Annotated in this window: 13 protein-coding genes; 10 read left to right on the top strand and 3 right to left on the bottom strand. The window is 40.5% G+C overall.

Going from position 1 to position 16,026, the window contains the following annotated elements:
• Positions 1 to 18: 18 nt before the first annotated feature.
• Both B9T38_RS06270 and yccS read right to left on the bottom strand, forming a co-directional pair.
• The gene (locus B9T38_RS06270) at positions 19 to 579 is read right to left on the bottom strand and encodes a YcxB family protein (protein WP_086195974.1); all 561 of its coding nucleotides are present in this window, start codon (positions 577 to 579) and stop codon (positions 19 to 21) included.
• An 85-nt stretch (positions 580 to 664) separates the two neighbouring features.
• Positions 665 to 2,839, bottom strand: a complete 2,175-nt coding sequence (gene yccS / locus B9T38_RS06265; RefSeq protein WP_086195973.1) for a YccS family putative transporter — start codon at positions 2,837 to 2,839, stop codon at positions 665 to 667.
• Positions 2,840 to 2,974: 135 nt separating this feature from the next.
• Between yccS and B9T38_RS06260 the strand changes: the two genes are divergently transcribed.
• The 9 genes from B9T38_RS06260 to B9T38_RS06220 all read left to right on the top strand — a co-directional run bounded on the left by B9T38_RS06260 (position 2,975) and on the right by B9T38_RS06220 (position 12,456).
• On the top strand, positions 2,975 to 4,192 hold the full coding sequence (locus B9T38_RS06260) for a multidrug effflux MFS transporter (protein ID WP_086195972.1): 1,218 nt from the start codon (positions 2,975 to 2,977) through the stop codon (positions 4,190 to 4,192).
• Between the two features lie 651 nt (positions 4,193 to 4,843).
• Entirely contained in the window at positions 4,844 to 6,148 is a 1,305-nt protein-coding gene (locus tag B9T38_RS06255) for a DcaP family trimeric outer membrane transporter (RefSeq protein ID WP_086195971.1), read from the top strand.
• 320 nt (positions 6,149 to 6,468) lie between these two features.
• On the top strand, positions 6,469 to 7,461 hold the full coding sequence (locus tag B9T38_RS06250) for a patatin-like phospholipase family protein (protein WP_086195970.1): 993 nt from the start codon (positions 6,469 to 6,471) through the stop codon (positions 7,459 to 7,461).
• A 315-nt stretch (positions 7,462 to 7,776) separates the two neighbouring features.
• Positions 7,777 to 7,974 (top strand): hypothetical protein, encoded by a 198-nt coding sequence (locus B9T38_RS06245; protein WP_171263187.1) that lies wholly within the window; start codon positions 7,777 to 7,779, stop codon positions 7,972 to 7,974.
• 365 nt (positions 7,975 to 8,339) lie between these two features.
• Positions 8,340 to 8,861, top strand: coding sequence for an acyl-CoA thioesterase (locus B9T38_RS06240; RefSeq protein WP_086174788.1), 522 nt, complete (start codon positions 8,340 to 8,342; stop codon positions 8,859 to 8,861).
• A 147-nt stretch (positions 8,862 to 9,008) separates the two neighbouring features.
• Positions 9,009 to 9,572, top strand: coding sequence for a TetR/AcrR family transcriptional regulator (locus B9T38_RS06235; RefSeq protein WP_086195969.1), 564 nt, complete (start codon positions 9,009 to 9,011; stop codon positions 9,570 to 9,572).
• 27 nt (positions 9,573 to 9,599) lie between these two features.
• On the top strand, positions 9,600 to 10,793 hold the full coding sequence (locus tag B9T38_RS06230) for an MFS transporter (protein ID WP_086195968.1): 1,194 nt from the start codon (positions 9,600 to 9,602) through the stop codon (positions 10,791 to 10,793).
• Between the two features lie 13 nt (positions 10,794 to 10,806).
• Positions 10,807 to 11,700 (top strand): LysR substrate-binding domain-containing protein, encoded by an 894-nt coding sequence (locus B9T38_RS06225; RefSeq protein WP_086195967.1) that lies wholly within the window; start codon positions 10,807 to 10,809, stop codon positions 11,698 to 11,700.
• A gap of 141 nt (positions 11,701 to 11,841) precedes the next feature.
• A complete protein-coding gene (locus B9T38_RS06220; RefSeq protein ID WP_086196099.1) occupies positions 11,842 to 12,456 on the top strand; it encodes a glutathione S-transferase family protein in 615 nt (204 codons plus the stop codon).
• 451 nt (positions 12,457 to 12,907) lie between these two features.
• On the opposite strand, the gene B9T38_RS06215 is transcribed toward B9T38_RS06220, so the two are convergent.
• The gene (locus B9T38_RS06215; protein WP_086195966.1) at positions 12,908 to 14,515 is read right to left on the bottom strand and encodes a bifunctional 3-(3-hydroxy-phenyl)propionate/3-hydroxycinnamic acid hydroxylase; all 1,608 of its coding nucleotides are present in this window, start codon (positions 14,513 to 14,515) and stop codon (positions 12,908 to 12,910) included.
• Positions 14,516 to 14,993: 478 nt separating this feature from the next.
• On the opposite strand from B9T38_RS06215, the gene B9T38_RS06210 reads away from it, so the two are divergent.
• Positions 14,994 to 16,004, top strand: a complete 1,011-nt coding sequence (locus B9T38_RS06210; RefSeq protein ID WP_086195965.1) for a CobW family GTP-binding protein — start codon at positions 14,994 to 14,996, stop codon at positions 16,002 to 16,004.
• The last annotated feature ends 22 nt before the right edge of the window (positions 16,005 to 16,026 follow it).

The following is a 16,026-nucleotide window of genomic DNA, read 5'->3' as shown; positions in this document are numbered from 1 at the left end:
TCTAGCTTGCAGTAGCGTTTAAATCTGTTTTGCTTCGCCCACAGTTTCATTCAAGTGCTTGCGGATAGTCTTGAAAGAAAAATTCTTTGAATCCATACGCTTTGGCAAGATATAAGCACCTTGTTGACCTTTAACCTTGAAGTTAATCAACATAAAGTCAGGGGTATTATACCACTCATAAATATCTTTCCAGCCAATGGCACCGACACCTTCCTGTGCACCCATTTGCTGACGCATGATAATGCCGTGAGGCTGTACGCCCAAACGGATACCCTTAATTTCCTGTACCGGAAATTCATTCATCTTGCGTTTTACATACCATTCCAAGCCGAATTTACGGATCAGGAAATATGCAAGCACACAGACCAAAGCCACCCAGCAGAAAATGGTGGAATAGTTTTTCAGCAAGATGATACCGACAATGGAAAGTAGGGCAACAGCTGCCATGATGATCCAGGCTTTGGTGCCGATTTTATTGGTGCTACGCCAGATGGCAAGTTGCGCTTGACGTTGTTCAGCCTCAGAAATTTCATAGTTCACAGGCTGCAGGGTATAAGCGTATAAATTTTTCGCGGTCATAATGAAAATAACAAATTTAGAACTGTAAAAAGTTTAGCATTATTTATACCAATTCAGTGAGTATATTGTTCCAAAATCATCCTATTTATAATGAGGCTAATTCGGTGGCTTTTTCATCACGGTCATGGCTTAGACTTTGCTTTAAACGACTGAGCTGATTCAGAATACTGAGCATCAACGATAATTGCTGCAAAACAATCAGAGATTTTTGATCCTCTTCATTATTTTGGCTTAAGCGTTGGCGTATGGTATTCAGCATATTTTGTGCCGTCAGGTCGGGCACTTCATCTTTTAGCAATGCCCCTTGAATGTCGTCCAGCGCTTGATCGAGGAGCTGCAAGACTTCCTGATCTGCAATTTTTTCACGATGTGCGCCCAGTGCAGCAATATAGCTGAGCAGGGTGTGATTCAAGCACAAGAATTCAAAAGCTTGGCTTTTTTGTGTCGGATCAAAATCAGGTTCTGTGGCCAAGGTCGAAATCAGTGAGGCCACATCTGCATCGTTATTATGCGCAGCACGACGTACCACACGATATTTCAAACCATTATTACGGCCATTTTTGTACTGCTCAATCACTTCGGCCAAATATTCACATTGAGCGTTGAGTGAACGCCGGATATTGCGCGGTAAACGACGGAATTTCCAGTCGGGGAAGATAAAACTTACCCCAAACCAGGCCAAGGCACAGCCAATCAAGGTATCAATCATGCGCGGGAGGGCTGCGGCAAAACCCAGTCCATCGAGGTTAAAGTTAATTAATGCCAAAATCGTAATAAAGGCGGTGGCCTGGGCATATTGCTTACTGCGTAATTCAAAGAACAGTACACCACTTAAAATCAGCAGTAATAATTGACCTTCGATCGAAGGAATAAAATACAAAATGGCATAGCCGAGAATAATGCCGACCAAGGTGCCAACAATCCGTAAACGCAGACGACGTTTGGTGGCGTTAAAATTGGGTTGGCTGACAAAAAGCGCGGTTAATAGAATCCAGTAGCCATATTGAATCTGGGTAACTTGAACAAAAATATAACCAATAAACAAGACAATAGAGACACGAATTGCATGTCTAAACAGCACCGACTCTGGCGTTAAATGCTGTTTGATCCGAATCACAATATCATCCCAGCCTTTGAGATCATCATCTTTTAGCTGGTTTTCAATATGTTTGCTTTTATCTAACTTAATATGCCGCTCTGTTTCTACGTTGCGAAGCTGGGCATCAATCGACTTTAAATTTTGATAAAGAGAAAATAAGGCATTGACCCAAACCTGATCGTATTGCTGCTCGGCACGGAGTTTTTCCAGGGATATTTTTAAGTTGGCAAAGGCATGTTTAAAGCGCTTGTTATGCTGATAGGTTTCACGATTTAAAATACTGTGACCCAAGTCTTTACAGGCCTTACCCTGAATAGAAAGAATGCGTTGAAAGCGAAATAAAATGTCACTATGTTCAAAAACTTTGACCAGTTTTTGATAATCAATATGCGCTGAATCTGCACGTTCATGGATATCCTGAGCCACAAAATAATATTGCAGGCTGCGACGGGTATCTTTTTGTCCACGGTCACCTTTTAATCGGGTTAACAGGGCAGTTTTCATTTCATTGAAAATACCGACCAGTTTGCCATTTTCCAAAGACAGCTCAATCATGCTTTGCTGATAACTTTCTGGCGTCATGTCAACATCAAACAGGTTCGATTTAGCAAATAGAAAGTCCCCCAGTGATGAATAGCACTGGGACAGTTTGTCCTGAACCTGCCGAACCGGAAATAGCAGAAAACTGATGGTAGAAAGCAGGCCATACCACATGGCACCGGCAACCAGCAGCCCAGCCTGCATATACCATTGATCAAACAGCCCAACCCCCAGCATTGAATAGACTGAAATGACCAGACAGCCATAGGAAATGGTCGCATAACGCCGTCCTAATGAGCCGAGCAGAATCCAGCCAATGCAGGACAGAATCAGCCCTATGGCAAATAAAATAGGATGAGGAAATAAAAAATAAATCGAGACGGCGGTAATAAAGAAACCGATGTAAGTATAAATCAGGTTCATGATCCGCACTGAAAAGCGGTCATCAATATCGCTTAAACCGGCAGCCACTACTCCTAAGGTCAAGGGAATGGTGGCAAGCTGTTGCCCCATAAAATAGGGCACAAAGGCGGTACCTGCAAATGCAATAATCATGCGCAGGTTATACATGAAGGTGGTATTGTAAGTCGCTTGTTTAAGACGCGTCAGCCAAGATTTCAAGTTATGTCCTAATCACTAAAGGATGTATGCATCAGGGAATGAAATTATGTGAAATTTCATTTTCAATCCTTAAAATAATACTATGTACAGTGTAAGCTTGTCTTTAAAGCCCCCATTTAAAAATTGAATATCGTTATGTCTGTACAGCAATCTACACGGCAGTATTCCACAGCATGGATCATGCTGCTGGCTTTATTGACCTCACTTGGTCCACTTTCTATTGATATGTACCTGCCAGCCTTGCCGCAAATGGCACAGGATTTTGGCGTCAGTACGCAAATGGTAGCCAATACTTTACCGGCTTATTTTTTGGGACTGGCTTTAGGGCAGCTGATCTATGGACCTTTGAGTGACCGGATTGGGCGTAAAACGCCACTGTATTTTGGATTAACCCTGTATGTTGTTGCAAGCCTGCTGTGTATTTTTGCCAGCAATGAATGGAGCTTAATTGCTGCAAGGATTTTACAGGCTGTTGGAGGCTGCGTAGGGGTGGTGATTGCCCGGGCTGCCATTCGTGACCGTCTGGATATGCAGGCTTCTGCACAGGCCTTTGCCAGCATGATGATTGTGATGGGGATTGCACCGATTGTCGCGCCGAGTGTCGGGGCAATGGTATTGATGTTCTTTAGCTGGCATGCAGTCTTTGTCTTTTTAACCTTGATCGGACTGATCTGTCTATTCTGTGTGCACTTTTTCTTTAAAGAGAGTTTGCCACCTGAACGCCGTTTAAAGCTGAATGTTGCTCAGATTATCCAGCTGTACAGTAGTATTTTTAAAGACCCGAGTTTTAAATGGCCAATGCTGGCTGGTTGTTTTTCTGGCGGCATTTTATTCTGTTATATCAGCTCATCTGCTGCTGTGCTGATGGATCATTATGGATTAACGCAACAGCAATTTGCTTATGCTTTTGGGCTGAATGCCTTTGGTATCATGCTGTTATCTGCGCTCAATAAAAGACTTGGCCAGCAATTTTCGGTCCTGAGTCGCCTGAAAATAGGCGGCATCATCCAGTTGCTTGGGGTCTGCATTTTATTCAGTGCAGGTTTAATCGGTCATAGTCCCTTATGGCTGGTATTGATTGGCATGTTCTGGGCAGTGGCAGGAATTGGTTTTACGGGTCCCAATGCGATGGCTTTGGCCATGTCGGAACAGGGTGCGCAAGCGGGAACAGCCAGTGCGATTATGGGAAGTATGCAGTTTGCCTGTGGTTTGCTCGGCGGCGTGATTTTGAATTTTCTGATGTGGAATTCACTGCTCAATATGGGAATTCTGATGTTGATCTTTGTGGCTGTAACTTTGCTTGCAATTCTGCAGCTCAGCAGACAATTGCAGGATAAAAGTTTAAATATTTAAATATCTGCATAGCAAAACAGACCTTTAAACTTATTCGTGCTAAAGGTCTGTTTGAATTCAAGCTATTTATTTATCCATAAACGCGGCAATATCCATTTTTCCGGATAACTAGGCAAAGGTTTTCTTAAGGGTGCCCGGCTTGCTACGGTTAAAATGTTTTAATGATTTATGGATCAACCTGTCTGATGCAAAAAATCCCGTACCGCATGGCGGGCAGTTATGCATCGTTTACATGCTGAAATGAGCTGTAAATTTATAAAAATGTCTTTTGAAATGAGTTTTTTAGCGCTGGGTAGTTATATACATTAGTCGAATATCTGGTTGTTCGGCTTTAGGATGAATTTTTCTAAGTCTAAGAATATCCACATTATTTTTTTATTAGATCTGAAAATGAGATTATTTTTCAATCACTGTTCGGGAAAACTGATTTTAATAAAGTCTGAAAATTGCTAGATTTAGCACGATATGTGGATGTCACATATTTGTAATATTATAATATTTTAAGTTTTTTACTGTACTCAGAAGCTGAAAATGCAATGGTTTTTTAAGCTTATTAATTTTTGAAGGGTATTTTTTTCATAGATTTATTGAGTTTTTAAAAAATCACTGAATGCATGGAATGCGAAATTTAACAAATCGGAGATTTTAAGAATGAGTCAATTACGTAACGGTAAATTTATTGCTAAAGGTTTAGCATTGGCAGTTACAGCAGTCATGGTTAGTACAGCACATGCCGGCACAGCTGAACAAAAACAAATTCAACAATTACGTCAAGAAGTTGAAGCATTAAAATCTTTAATTCAACAACAACAGCAAGTGCAGCAACAGCAACAAACTCAAATTGAGCAAGTCAAGGCACAGCCTGTTCAACTTGCAGCAGCACCTGCAGCGAAGTCTGAATCAGCATTAACTGGCTTTAAAACTAAAGCGGGCGCCAGTGTAAACCTATACGGTTTTGTCCGTGGTGATGCCAACTATATTATTGAAGGTGCAGATGACGACTTTAACGCAGTACACAAATCTGGTGGAGCAACTGCATTAGTTAATGACAAGCTTCGTGCTACTGGAAAAATGAGTCGTTTAGGCTTAGATTTTAATACGCCAGTGGGCGATGCAAAAGTTGGCGGTAAAGTTGAAGTTGACTTTGCAAGTAATGACAATAGCAAGTCAGAAAACTTACGTCTTCGCCATGCTTATTTGACTTATAATGACTGGTTATTCGGTCAAACCACTTCGAACTTCCTGTCGAATCATGCACCAGAAATGATTGACCTTGCGACCAACATTGGTGGCGGTACAGCACGTGTTCCTCAAGTACGCTATGGTCTTAAACTGGCTCCTGCAACTCAATTATTCTTGTCTGCAGAAGAAGGAGATAGTGCAGGCCCAACATCAGACATCAAATATCGTTTACCTAATTTAACTGCAAAATTAGTACAAGGTTTTGCAGAGGGTAAAGGTTCAGTATCTGCACGTGCTTTGGTTGAGAATTATAAATCAACAGCAGCTGATGATGAAAAAACTGGTTGGGGTATCGCTGCCGGGGTCAATTATCAAGTTGCTGATCCTTTAAAAGTGTCTGCTGATGTTTCGCATGTAGTGGGTAACAGCAACTATTTATATGGCAGCAATTCAGCTTATGTTGTAGATGCGGCAAATAACAGTATTGAGCAGAATGAGTTTAATGCAGTTCAAGTCGGCGCAACTTATAAGATTTTACCTAACTTGCGTTCAACATTGGCTTATGGTGCATCGTTTGCTGACGATGGTACTGACTATGCCCGCCTCAATACAACAGCGAATGAAAAAGTGCAACAAGCTTGGATGAACATTATCTATTCACCAGCTGCACCAATTGATTTAGGTGTGGAATATATCAATGGTAAGCGTGAAACATTTGCTGGACAGTCATATAAAGATAACCGTGTAGGTTTGATGGCTAAATATAATTTCTAATTCAAAAGTGGAAATAAAAAAAGAGGCGACTGGTTCGCCTCTTTTTTTATTTGAAAAATTATTTTTCATCTCCAGTTAATACCTAAGTGATCTCATTCGTATGAGAATCATCAGCGCCAGTCGTATGGGCAAAAGCCTGCTATAAAAAAGGTCAAAAGATGAGATAATATCAAGAGGAAGGCGGCAAATATATGAGCCCTGATCTTTTAAAAAATGAGAGCTTTTAAGGATAACTTTACGAAAGAATACAGTGTTACACATAGATCGTTCTTAAAATATACGCCTTTTTGCGAACAGCTTTATTTATCTTTAGGTGGTTCATGAGCAATATCAAATTTAGTTTTATTGTTTTGGCAGTATTGGGGTTGGGAGCCTGTCAAACGGTTGCCCAACCTAAGCTTACTGTTGGTTCGACAGGACTATCAGAGCCACCTGCTGCAGATGCTCAAGTTCGGGCAGAGCGTATTAATTTTAAAAAACTCAAACAGCAGGAAAACCGTCCTATTGTTGCCTTGGTACTGGGCAGTGGTGGCGCTCGTGGCTATGCTCATATCGGGGTCATTCAGGTACTGGAGCAGCAAGGGATACATCCGGATTTGATTGTAGGTACCAGTGCGGGCAGTATTGTGGGTTCCATTTATGCCAGTGGTAAAACAGCAGAAGAGCTGCGTGATATTGCTTTAAGTATGAAAGCCAATGATGTGCGTGATGTAAAGCTGGACATGAAAGGCTTTTTTGATGGTCAAAAAGTTGAAAATTATGTCAATCAACAAGTCAACAATACGCCCTTAGAAGCATTAAAAATCCCGATGTATGTAGTTGCAACGGAATTAAAACAAGGCAAAAAAGTCGTCTTTAACTATGGTAATACCGGACAGGCGGTACGCGCTTCCGTGTCTATTCCCAGCATGTTTATTCCTACCAAAATTGGTGCGGATGAATATGTGGATGGCGGTCTGGTGAGCCCGGTACCTGTAGGCGTGGCACGCGATTTAGGTGCGGATATTGTGATTGCTGTGGATATTCTGGCGCAACCCATGCATACCGAAACCAGTAATGTTTGGGGAATGTTCAATCAAAATATTAATATCATGCAAAGCCGTTTAGCTGAAGAAGAGTTAAAACATGCAGATATTGTGATTCAGCCAGATTTAAGAGAAAAAGGGCATATATTTGATGTAAAAGGTCGTGCAATGACCATGCAAGCCGGAATAGATGCAACAGAAAGTCAGTTAAATGAAATTACCACTTTATTGAAACAGAAGCATTATCCATTTGGCCATACCATTCAGCAATTAAGCGCACAGGATTAAGTCCTTCAATTAATTGCAATGATGAAACCGAATCCCTCAGAGTCTCAGATTCATTATTGCAATGCTGTTAGGTTTTAGTCTGTCGTTATTTAGGTTTTGAGAGATAATCAATCAAAATGAATGGAATTCAACTGTAAAGATAAACTAATCAATTGATATTATTAAATAAAATCAATTAAGTGATGAAAGCTTTTGTATTATACAATTTTTATATAATATGTGTTTGTTCAATGATTTAAGTTTACCAGTAAATAAAAATTCTCTACACTGGAGTTTATTAAAGTCATAAAAGCATATTTCTGTAAGGATGGTTAAATGCATAACAGTAGTATGAACATAGAAAAATTTGCCATAGGTCAAAAAGTTAAAATGGCGAGTATGGAAAATCTGGTATTTACCGTGATTTCAGAAAATACTGATGGTACCTATAGTGTTGAGACCCAGCTTGACCAGCAAAATGTATTGAGCTATGGCAATATTTCCAAAGAAATGCTGCGCAATGTAACACCTTGATATTAGTTTAAGCTGAGATTCGACTTGTCTGATATGACACGTTAGACACTAGCCCTGTGCCCAAATGGATTTAAATTTTGTTTGATTTATGGGTATTCAAGTAATAATCACACGATATGTTTTAAAATACATAGCCATCTTTTTGTAATTTAATTTTTAGAACAAATATTCTATTAAAATCATGCTATAAGAAAAATTTTTATATCTCAGTGATTTAGTAAAATTGATATATATTTTTTTGAATGATACCAAAATCACTATAAATAATAATGATGTGTTTATTGGCAATTTCGACATTTTATTTCATAGAAAAACGATATAATCATTCCTTATACTATTGTCTGTAAAAGAGTCTAGAGAACGCGATGTCCCCATTAGATCAAATTGCTCCAGCATTAGATGACCAGTCTGAATTAACCATGACAGTTTTAATGACTCCTGATATGGCGAACTTTTCAGGAAACGTTCATGGCGGAACAATTTTAAAATTACTGGATCAGGTCGCATACGCATGTGCTAGCCGTTATTCAGGCAGTTATGTGGTGACTTTGTCTGTGGATAAAGTAAATTTCAAAGAACCGATTCATGTGGGTGAACTCGTTACTTTTCTTGCCAGTGTCAACCATGTCGGTCGTACCTCAATGGAAATCGGGATTCGCGTAGAAGCGCAGAACATTCAAAAACGTACCGTACGTCATACCAATAGTTGTTACTTCACTATGGTAGCTGTAGATGAAAATGGTCAACCGAAACAGATTCCGCCATTGAAGCTGGACAATGACTGGAAACGTTGCCGTTTTGAGGCTGCTGAACATCGTAAAGTGGCACGCTTGCAAGAAAGCCATCATCCTTCATGCAGTATTTATAAAAAAACCTCGCAATGCTAATGCTGTATTAAAACAGACGGAACGCTGATGTTAAAAAGACTGCTTTAAAGCGGTCTTTTTTGATTTTAACGGGAAGATTGGAGCTATACAGCAGGCAAAAATTAGCCTAATATAAAACGATACGTATCGTTTCGTTTTTGGTGGTTAATGACTGAACTAGAAAAAACTTCGCGTCGCAAGCAATGTATTTTGCAGGCAGTGACTGCTGCATTGGAAGATGAGGATTACAGTCATTTAACTGTTGAAGATATTGCTGCACGGGCAGGGGTAGGAAAGTCGACCATTTATCGCTGGTGGAAGCATAAATCTGATCTGGTCTTTGATGCCTTTAAAGAGCACACTGCTTCGGTCTTTGATCTGGATTTCGAGCAGAGCCTGGAAGTTAATCTGAACCAGCAGTTGTTAAAATTGTCCCTTGCGCTAAATCATCCGTTAGGGCGAGCTTTATTGGTGGTGATGGCCGAGCATCGTGAAGCAGCTGGTGAGTTTTTCAGGCTGTATTTATTACCGCGTCGTGAGCAAACACGCAAGTTGATTCAACTTGCCATAGAGCGTAATGAAATTATTGCCGATTATCCATTTGAACTGATGCTGGATACGTTGTATGGGCCGATTCATTATCAGATTATTTTCTTTAATTGCATGCCAGATGAAACTTACATACACAATCTTGTACGTTTGGTGATGCAACCTGTTCTGGTTCAAAAGTAGCACCGGGCTACCGCTAAGTTGGTCATTATGTCTGCAACAAACACTGAGCGTCTATGGAATCGCTCGTTTATATTATGTCTATGCAATAACCTGTTTTTATTTACCTATTATTATGCATTATTAACGGTCTTGCCGATTTATATCATGAAGGCTCTAGGCGGGACGGTGAAGGAAGCAGGTTTGGCACTGACCCTATTTCTGGTTTCTTCAATTGCAGTTCGTCCATTTTCCGGACTGATTGTGGAAAAATTAGGCAAAAAAATTGCCTTTCGCGGCTCGGAATTGCTGTTTGTACTGTTTGCTTTTAGCTATTTATTTGCCGACAGTATGTGGACTTTATTGTTGATCCGTTTTATTCATGGCATTTGGTTTAGCATATTAACTACGGTCACCGTGCCCATAGCAAATGATTTTATTCCAGATCGGCGTAAGGGTGAGGGCATGGGCTATTTTGTCATGTCGACCAATCTTGCCGTGGTATTTGGGCCTTTAATTGCCTTGACCGTGTTGCAGTTTACTGATTTTAAGATGCTATTTGCGCTATTAACCGCTGTGATCAGTCTGGGTTTTATTTTTTGTTTAATCATTCCAGTACAACAGCAGGACAAGGTTGCCTTCACGGCTGAAACTCAAGAAAAAAACCGTCTGGGTTGGCATGACATTATTGAAACACGTGCTATACCGATTGGCTTTGTTGCCTTGCTGACTGCATTTGCCTATTCCAGCATTATGAGTTTCATTACCGCTTATAGCGAATCTAAAGCCCTGCTCGCGTATACCAGCTTATTTTTTATTGTATTCGCCATTTCCATGATTGTAGTGCGGCCGTGGGTAGGCAAAATTTACGATCGTAAAGGTGCCAGTGCAGTCATTTATCCTTCCTTTATTTTCTTTGCCATAGGCCTGGTCGTGGTCAGTTTTATCTCCAATCAATGGCTGCTCTGGTTATCTGCTATATTTATTGGTATTGGTTATGGCTCACTGTTTCCATGTTTTCAAACCATTGCTATTCAGTCTGTGCCAAAACAGCGTATGGGGCATGCAATTTCCACATTCTTTACCCTGTTTGATTTGGGTATGGCAATCGGCTCAGTCATTTTGGGATTGATGATTGCCTATTATGGTTATCAACTGAGTTATTTATTCTGTGCTGTAATTACTGTGCTAACGCTATTTGTTTATAAATACACAGTTTCGGCATCACTGAAGCAACCTAAATAAAGAGGTACGGTACGTGGAATTACGTCATTTACGCTATTTTGTTGCAGTTGCACAAGAACTGAATTTTACCAAGGCAGCACAGCGCATGTGTACGGTGCAACCATCTTTGAGCCAGCAGATTAAAGATCTGGAACATGAGGTGGGTGTTCAGTTATTGATTCGATCCAACCGTAAAGTTGAGTTGACTGAAGCGGGAAAAGTATTTCTGAAAGAAGCGCTGCTGAGTTTGGAGCATGCAGAAAAGGCGATTGATGCTGCGCGGAAAATTGCCAACCTGAGCAAAGACCAGTTGAATATTGGCTTTGTCCCTGTGGCAGAAATGAAAATTTTTCCCTATATCATGCCGAATATACGGGCTCATTTTCCCGACATCAAAATCAACTTTCATAGCCTGACCGATGCCAACCAGCTGAAGGCCTTAAAAAAAGGTGATATTGACATTGCCTTTACCCGCTATGTCGATGAATCGGATGAACTGGAACACGTACAGATTTTTAGTGAGCCTCTGGCTTTAATCGTGCCGAAGGATTCACCGATTGCCGAGCAGCGTCATATTAGTATCAAGAGTTTTAATCATCAGGATTTTGTCATTAGTGACGAAGATGCCTCACCGCAGTTATACAAGATTATTACCGATTTCTTCAAGCAGTCGAAACTGGATGTAAACGTCGTACAGCACTCGACCAATATTTTGTTAAATGTCAATTTAGTCGGCATGGGGGTAGGCTGGAGCCTGGTACCGGCTTATGTGATCCCTCTATTGGGCGATAAAATTATCGTGAAAAATACTATTGAGCCCTTACCGATGATTAACCTGTATGCCAGTTATCGTAAAGGGCAAAAAAATGAGCTGATTGAACTGATTTTAAAAATATTGAAAGAACAGTTTTATATGGGTTTTTTTTAAAATAACTGTTTGATATCACACGGTGCTTTTAAAGCGATAAAAAGCATCGTTAATGAGTGAATGTATCACATAATCATCAATAAATAATCAAAGCGCTTTATACTTAAAAACTAAAATAACAACAGAGGTCGAATTAAAATGATGAAGCTGTATAACAATGCCCAGTCGCGTGGCATGACCGTGATGCTTTTATTAAAAGAGCTGGGTATAGAAGACCAGATTGAAGAGATAAATGTGCCCTATGAAAATATGCATCAGGCTGAATATTTAACTATTAATCCCATGGGAAAAGTCCCCTGTCTGGTCGATCAGGGCGTAGTGATTTCTGAAGTTGCGGCCATATTTACTTATCTGGCAGATAAATATATGGAAAAAGGTTTGGCACCTGCCTTGGATGACCCCAAGCGAGGTGCATATCTGAAATGGATGTTCTTTGCGCATGGTCCTTTGACTGAGTTTATGGATTTAAAAGGTCTAGGCGTATCGGACGAGCAAATTGAGCAAAGAAAACGAAGCCTGACCTTTGGTCATGAAGAGAGTGTATTGGCATTGCTAAAAAAGGGTATGCAAGAAGCAAATCCGTATTTGCTGGGTGATAAAATTTCAGCAGCAGATTTATTTCTGGGTTATTGGGTAATTTTTGCTATCTCTCTCAAAATATTGCCTTATCTGGATGAGTTCAAGCCGTTTATTCAGCTTCTGGCACAGCGTGATTCCATGAAAGGTGTACCGTGGTTGCAGAAAATTAATGATTAATAGACTTCTTTCATTAAATATTTTTTCAATGACTACATGTAGTTCGTAATACTGCAATTAAAAATAGATTTAAACAGATATTCGATTTATGCGTGTAGAAGGGATGTCATTCGTTTTCCATCCCTTGTGCTAAATTTTAAAGCAGTGCTTAAAATTAGTTCAGAATGTTGTGTAGGGGATAGGGGAAGTAAAAGGTTTTCTTGTGAGCTTAAAATATATTTTGAGATCCTCATTTTGACCTTTCAAAAGCAGAAGTATGGCCTACGCAAAGATGTCACAATGTAATCAATCAAATGAGATAGTGCTGATTAAAAAAATCTCATATTAAACTTTTTGGGTTTATGAAAGAGATCTAATTGAAATACGGAATAGAAGGTAAAATAAAAAAGACCACGCTTTCACGTGGTCAGGCCTCTGAATATGATTCAGTAAATGTATTTTTATATCGATATTATTTTACATGCAGCTTTTTAAACAGTTGTTGGCTCACGTGATCCAGCGTTTGTGGAATCGCCAGGGCCGCCACAAAACGGTCAGGACGTAGAATTACCACCGATTCTGAAGTTTTACCAAACCAGCTGCGAATATCGGTTCCGATATCGCCAATGGTAATCACGCCATCAACGTTCTTGCGATTTTCATTGCCAAACTGAACTTCAGGAATGACTTGAATAAATTTGACGCCTAATTTTTTCCAGACTTGCATGGTAGTATCCGAGATGCCCCATTGAGGATCGACTCCCCAAGCAATGATCGCAAAGTCATTGCCAATCATCTCATCCAGTAAAACTTGTTCACCCGACTCAAGTTTCACTTGCGGCTGAATAAACATCTTGCCGACCGGAGACTCTTTCTTGCCGTCTGCCAGCAAGGCACCGTCATGATATTTCGGCATCGGTTTAAAACGCATTTCAAGCAAATACTGTTTAATTGGCTTGATGTAATTCAATGCATAGGCAATACCGTCGCGCACGAAACCTTGCCATTTTTTCGGTGGCGCAAGTACATGACCTGCCATCACTGAAAGATCGATCATGGCTTTTGCATGGTCTTTACGTTCAATCTGGTATGAATCCAGCAGGTCTGGAGTAGCTTTGCCCTGAACAACCAATGCCATTTTCCAGGCCAGGTTAAAGGCATCGCGCATACCGCTGTTATAACCCTGACCTTGCCATACAGGCATAATGTGTGCAGCATCACCGGCAAGTAGTATGCGGTCAACACGGAATTTATCGGCAATACGTGCATTGTGGGTATAGACACGCTGACGGATTACTTCGATATTTTCAGCATTCGGCAATACTTTAGACAGCAATTTGGCAATATTTTCCGGTTTGCTTAACTCTTCTTGAGTTTCACCTGGCATCACCATGAATTCGAAACGGCGAATACCATGAGGCAGGGCAGCAGATACATACGGACGTACCGGGTCGCAGCATAGATAAATATGCGGTGTTGCCAAAGGATCATTTTCAATGTCGATTACAATCCATTGGTTTGGTGCGGTTTTACCATCAAAGCCAATATTTAAAGTACGACGTACAATAGAGTTACCGCCATCACATGCAATTAAATATTTTGCCTGAATAATTTCTTCTTTCTGGTTTTTATCTTGAATCTTAAGCGTTACGCCGTTGGCATCTTGGCTAAATTCGCTCAGTTGACGTGAAAACAGTACTTGAGTGTTTTCATACTGGTTCAAACCTTGCAGCAAGACATTATCGACCTGAGGCTGAATAAAGGCATTGCGGCGTGAGAAACCGAATTCACGAGTCAATGGCTGAATGTCGGCAAAGCAACGACCTTTAGGCGTCAAGAAACGCATGGCATGATTTGGTGTGGTATGCGGTAAAACTTGATTCACTAAGCCAAGTGACTGAATAGTACGCAATGCTTCATCATCAATACCAATGGCACGCGGGTAATCAATCAAACTGTCCAGTTGTTCGATTACAGTGACCTGAATGCCTTGTTTACTTAAATAGTTCGCAATAGTCAAACCCACAGGGCCTGCGCCCAAGATTGCCACTTCAGTGGTGTAATTTGTTTTGTTGCTCATAGCGAATGCCCATTCAATCAATTCACATTTAAGCGTATTAACGGTGAATTTGAGGGTCTAAACAAGCTATGCCATAGTAGATATGTTGAATGAAAACAAAACAGCGGAAATACATATAATTATTTAAAATATTGAAAATAAATAATTATTTAGATTGTCTACTATATGGTTTTCGGGCTTAATGATCATTTTTTTCTATCATATATAAATATTTGCTAAACATAAAAAGCGCAAGGGTTTACCTCATTCCGCTTTTTGACTTAATCCTGCTTTGGATACAACAGCATGGAGTGAATGATTTGCAGTTAGATTTTAAAAACGTCAAAAAATAAAATTGAATGATGACGGATTCAAAATAAACAGGATGCTTTACTATGCAGTACGGAAAAAATGAAAGTGAGCATTCTCATGATCCGTATGGGTGGGTGAGTTGTGCTTACTGGTGAACTGATTATATCTATCTGAAAGCGAGTTGATTTTGAAACTGATTTCTCCTACTCAAGCGGTACCGACTCATATTATTTCTGGTTTTTTAGGGGCTGGAAAAACCACCTTGCTTCAACATTTGCTCAGTCAGAAGCCAGAAAATCAGGTCTGGGCGGTGTTGATGAACGAGTTTGGGCAAATTGGGGTCGATCAGCAGCTGTTACCGCAAACCCAAGGCTATGAAGTGAAAGAGCTGTTGGGCGGTTGTCTTTGCTGTAGCAGCCAGTTACCGATGCAGATTGCCTTGTCGCGTTTATTGTCAGAAAGCAAACTGGACCGGTTGTTTATCGAGCCCACAGGTTTGGGGCATCCTGCACAATTGCTGGAACAGCTGACCGAACCGCACTGGCAGCCGAGTATTGCCATGCGTGCGCTGGTTACAGTAGTAGATGGTTCGCGTTTGCATGATGGTGATTGGAGCAAGCAGAATTTATATGCCGATCAGTTAAAAGCAGCACAAATCATTGTGGTGTCCCATACGGATACTATGAGTTTTGCAGATAATCAGGCTTTGCAGGCATTAAAGCATGAATATCAGGCTTATCAGCAAACCTGGCTGATGAGCGGGCAAGATAAAATTCCTCTGCAACAAATTGACCTGCCTTATGTGGGAACCAGACGTAAAATTCAGCCTTTATTGAAAATCCAAAAAACATTTTCAGCTGGACAGCCTCTATCAGAAATTAAACAGTTGCCTTATCACTATGTTGAAACTGCACAAGGCTATAGTGTAGCGGGGTGGAAGTTGCCCAAGCGCTGGCAATTCGACTTTTATGCCTTGCTGGATCTGCTGTGTGAACAGCAACAGTGGCTGCGGATTAAAGGGATTTTTAATACCAACCAGGGCTGGAAAACCTTCAATTTTAATCCCGAGCAGTTTAACTATCAGTCTGCAGAAGAAGGCGTGGATAACCGTATTGAAATTATTGTGCAGCATCCGCGCGACTGGCAGTTATTTGAACAGCAACTATTCCAGTGTCAGATTAATCCAGATCAGGATTAAAAAACATTTCAGCAAAATAGCC

Source organism: Acinetobacter sp. ANC 4218 (assembly GCF_002135245.1).
Taxonomy (GTDB): domain Bacteria; phylum Pseudomonadota; class Gammaproteobacteria; order Pseudomonadales; family Moraxellaceae; genus Acinetobacter.
This window is presented reverse-complemented; position numbering and strand designations above follow the sequence as displayed.

Bases quoted from the DNA above. Each gene is read 5' to 3' on its own strand.
- B9T38_RS06240 (WP_086174788.1), top strand. From the start codon at position 8,340: ATGTCCCCATTAGATCAAATTGCTCCAGCATTAGATGACCAGTCTGAA.
- B9T38_RS06250 (WP_086195970.1), top strand. From the start codon at position 6,469: ATGAGCAATATCAAATTTAGTTTTATTGTTTTGGCAGTATTGGGGTTG.
- B9T38_RS06230 (WP_086195968.1), top strand. From the start codon at position 9,600: ATGTCTGCAACAAACACTGAGCGTCTATGGAATCGCTCGTTTATATTA.
- B9T38_RS06245 (WP_171263187.1), top strand. From the start codon at position 7,777: ATGCATAACAGTAGTATGAACATAGAAAAATTTGCCATAGGTCAAAAA.
- B9T38_RS06260 (WP_086195972.1), top strand. From the start codon at position 2,975: ATGTCTGTACAGCAATCTACACGGCAGTATTCCACAGCATGGATCATG.
- B9T38_RS06235 (WP_086195969.1), top strand. From the start codon at position 9,009: ATGACTGAACTAGAAAAAACTTCGCGTCGCAAGCAATGTATTTTGCAG.
- B9T38_RS06215 (WP_086195966.1), bottom strand. From the start codon at position 14,515: ATGAGCAACAAAACAAATTACACCACTGAAGTGGCAATCTTGGGCGCA.
- B9T38_RS06270 (WP_086195974.1), bottom strand. From the start codon at position 579: ATGACCGCGAAAAATTTATACGCTTATACCCTGCAGCCTGTGAACTAT.
- B9T38_RS06220 (WP_086196099.1), top strand. From the start codon at position 11,842: ATGAAGCTGTATAACAATGCCCAGTCGCGTGGCATGACCGTGATGCTT.
- B9T38_RS06255 (WP_086195971.1), top strand. From the start codon at position 4,844: ATGAGTCAATTACGTAACGGTAAATTTATTGCTAAAGGTTTAGCATTG.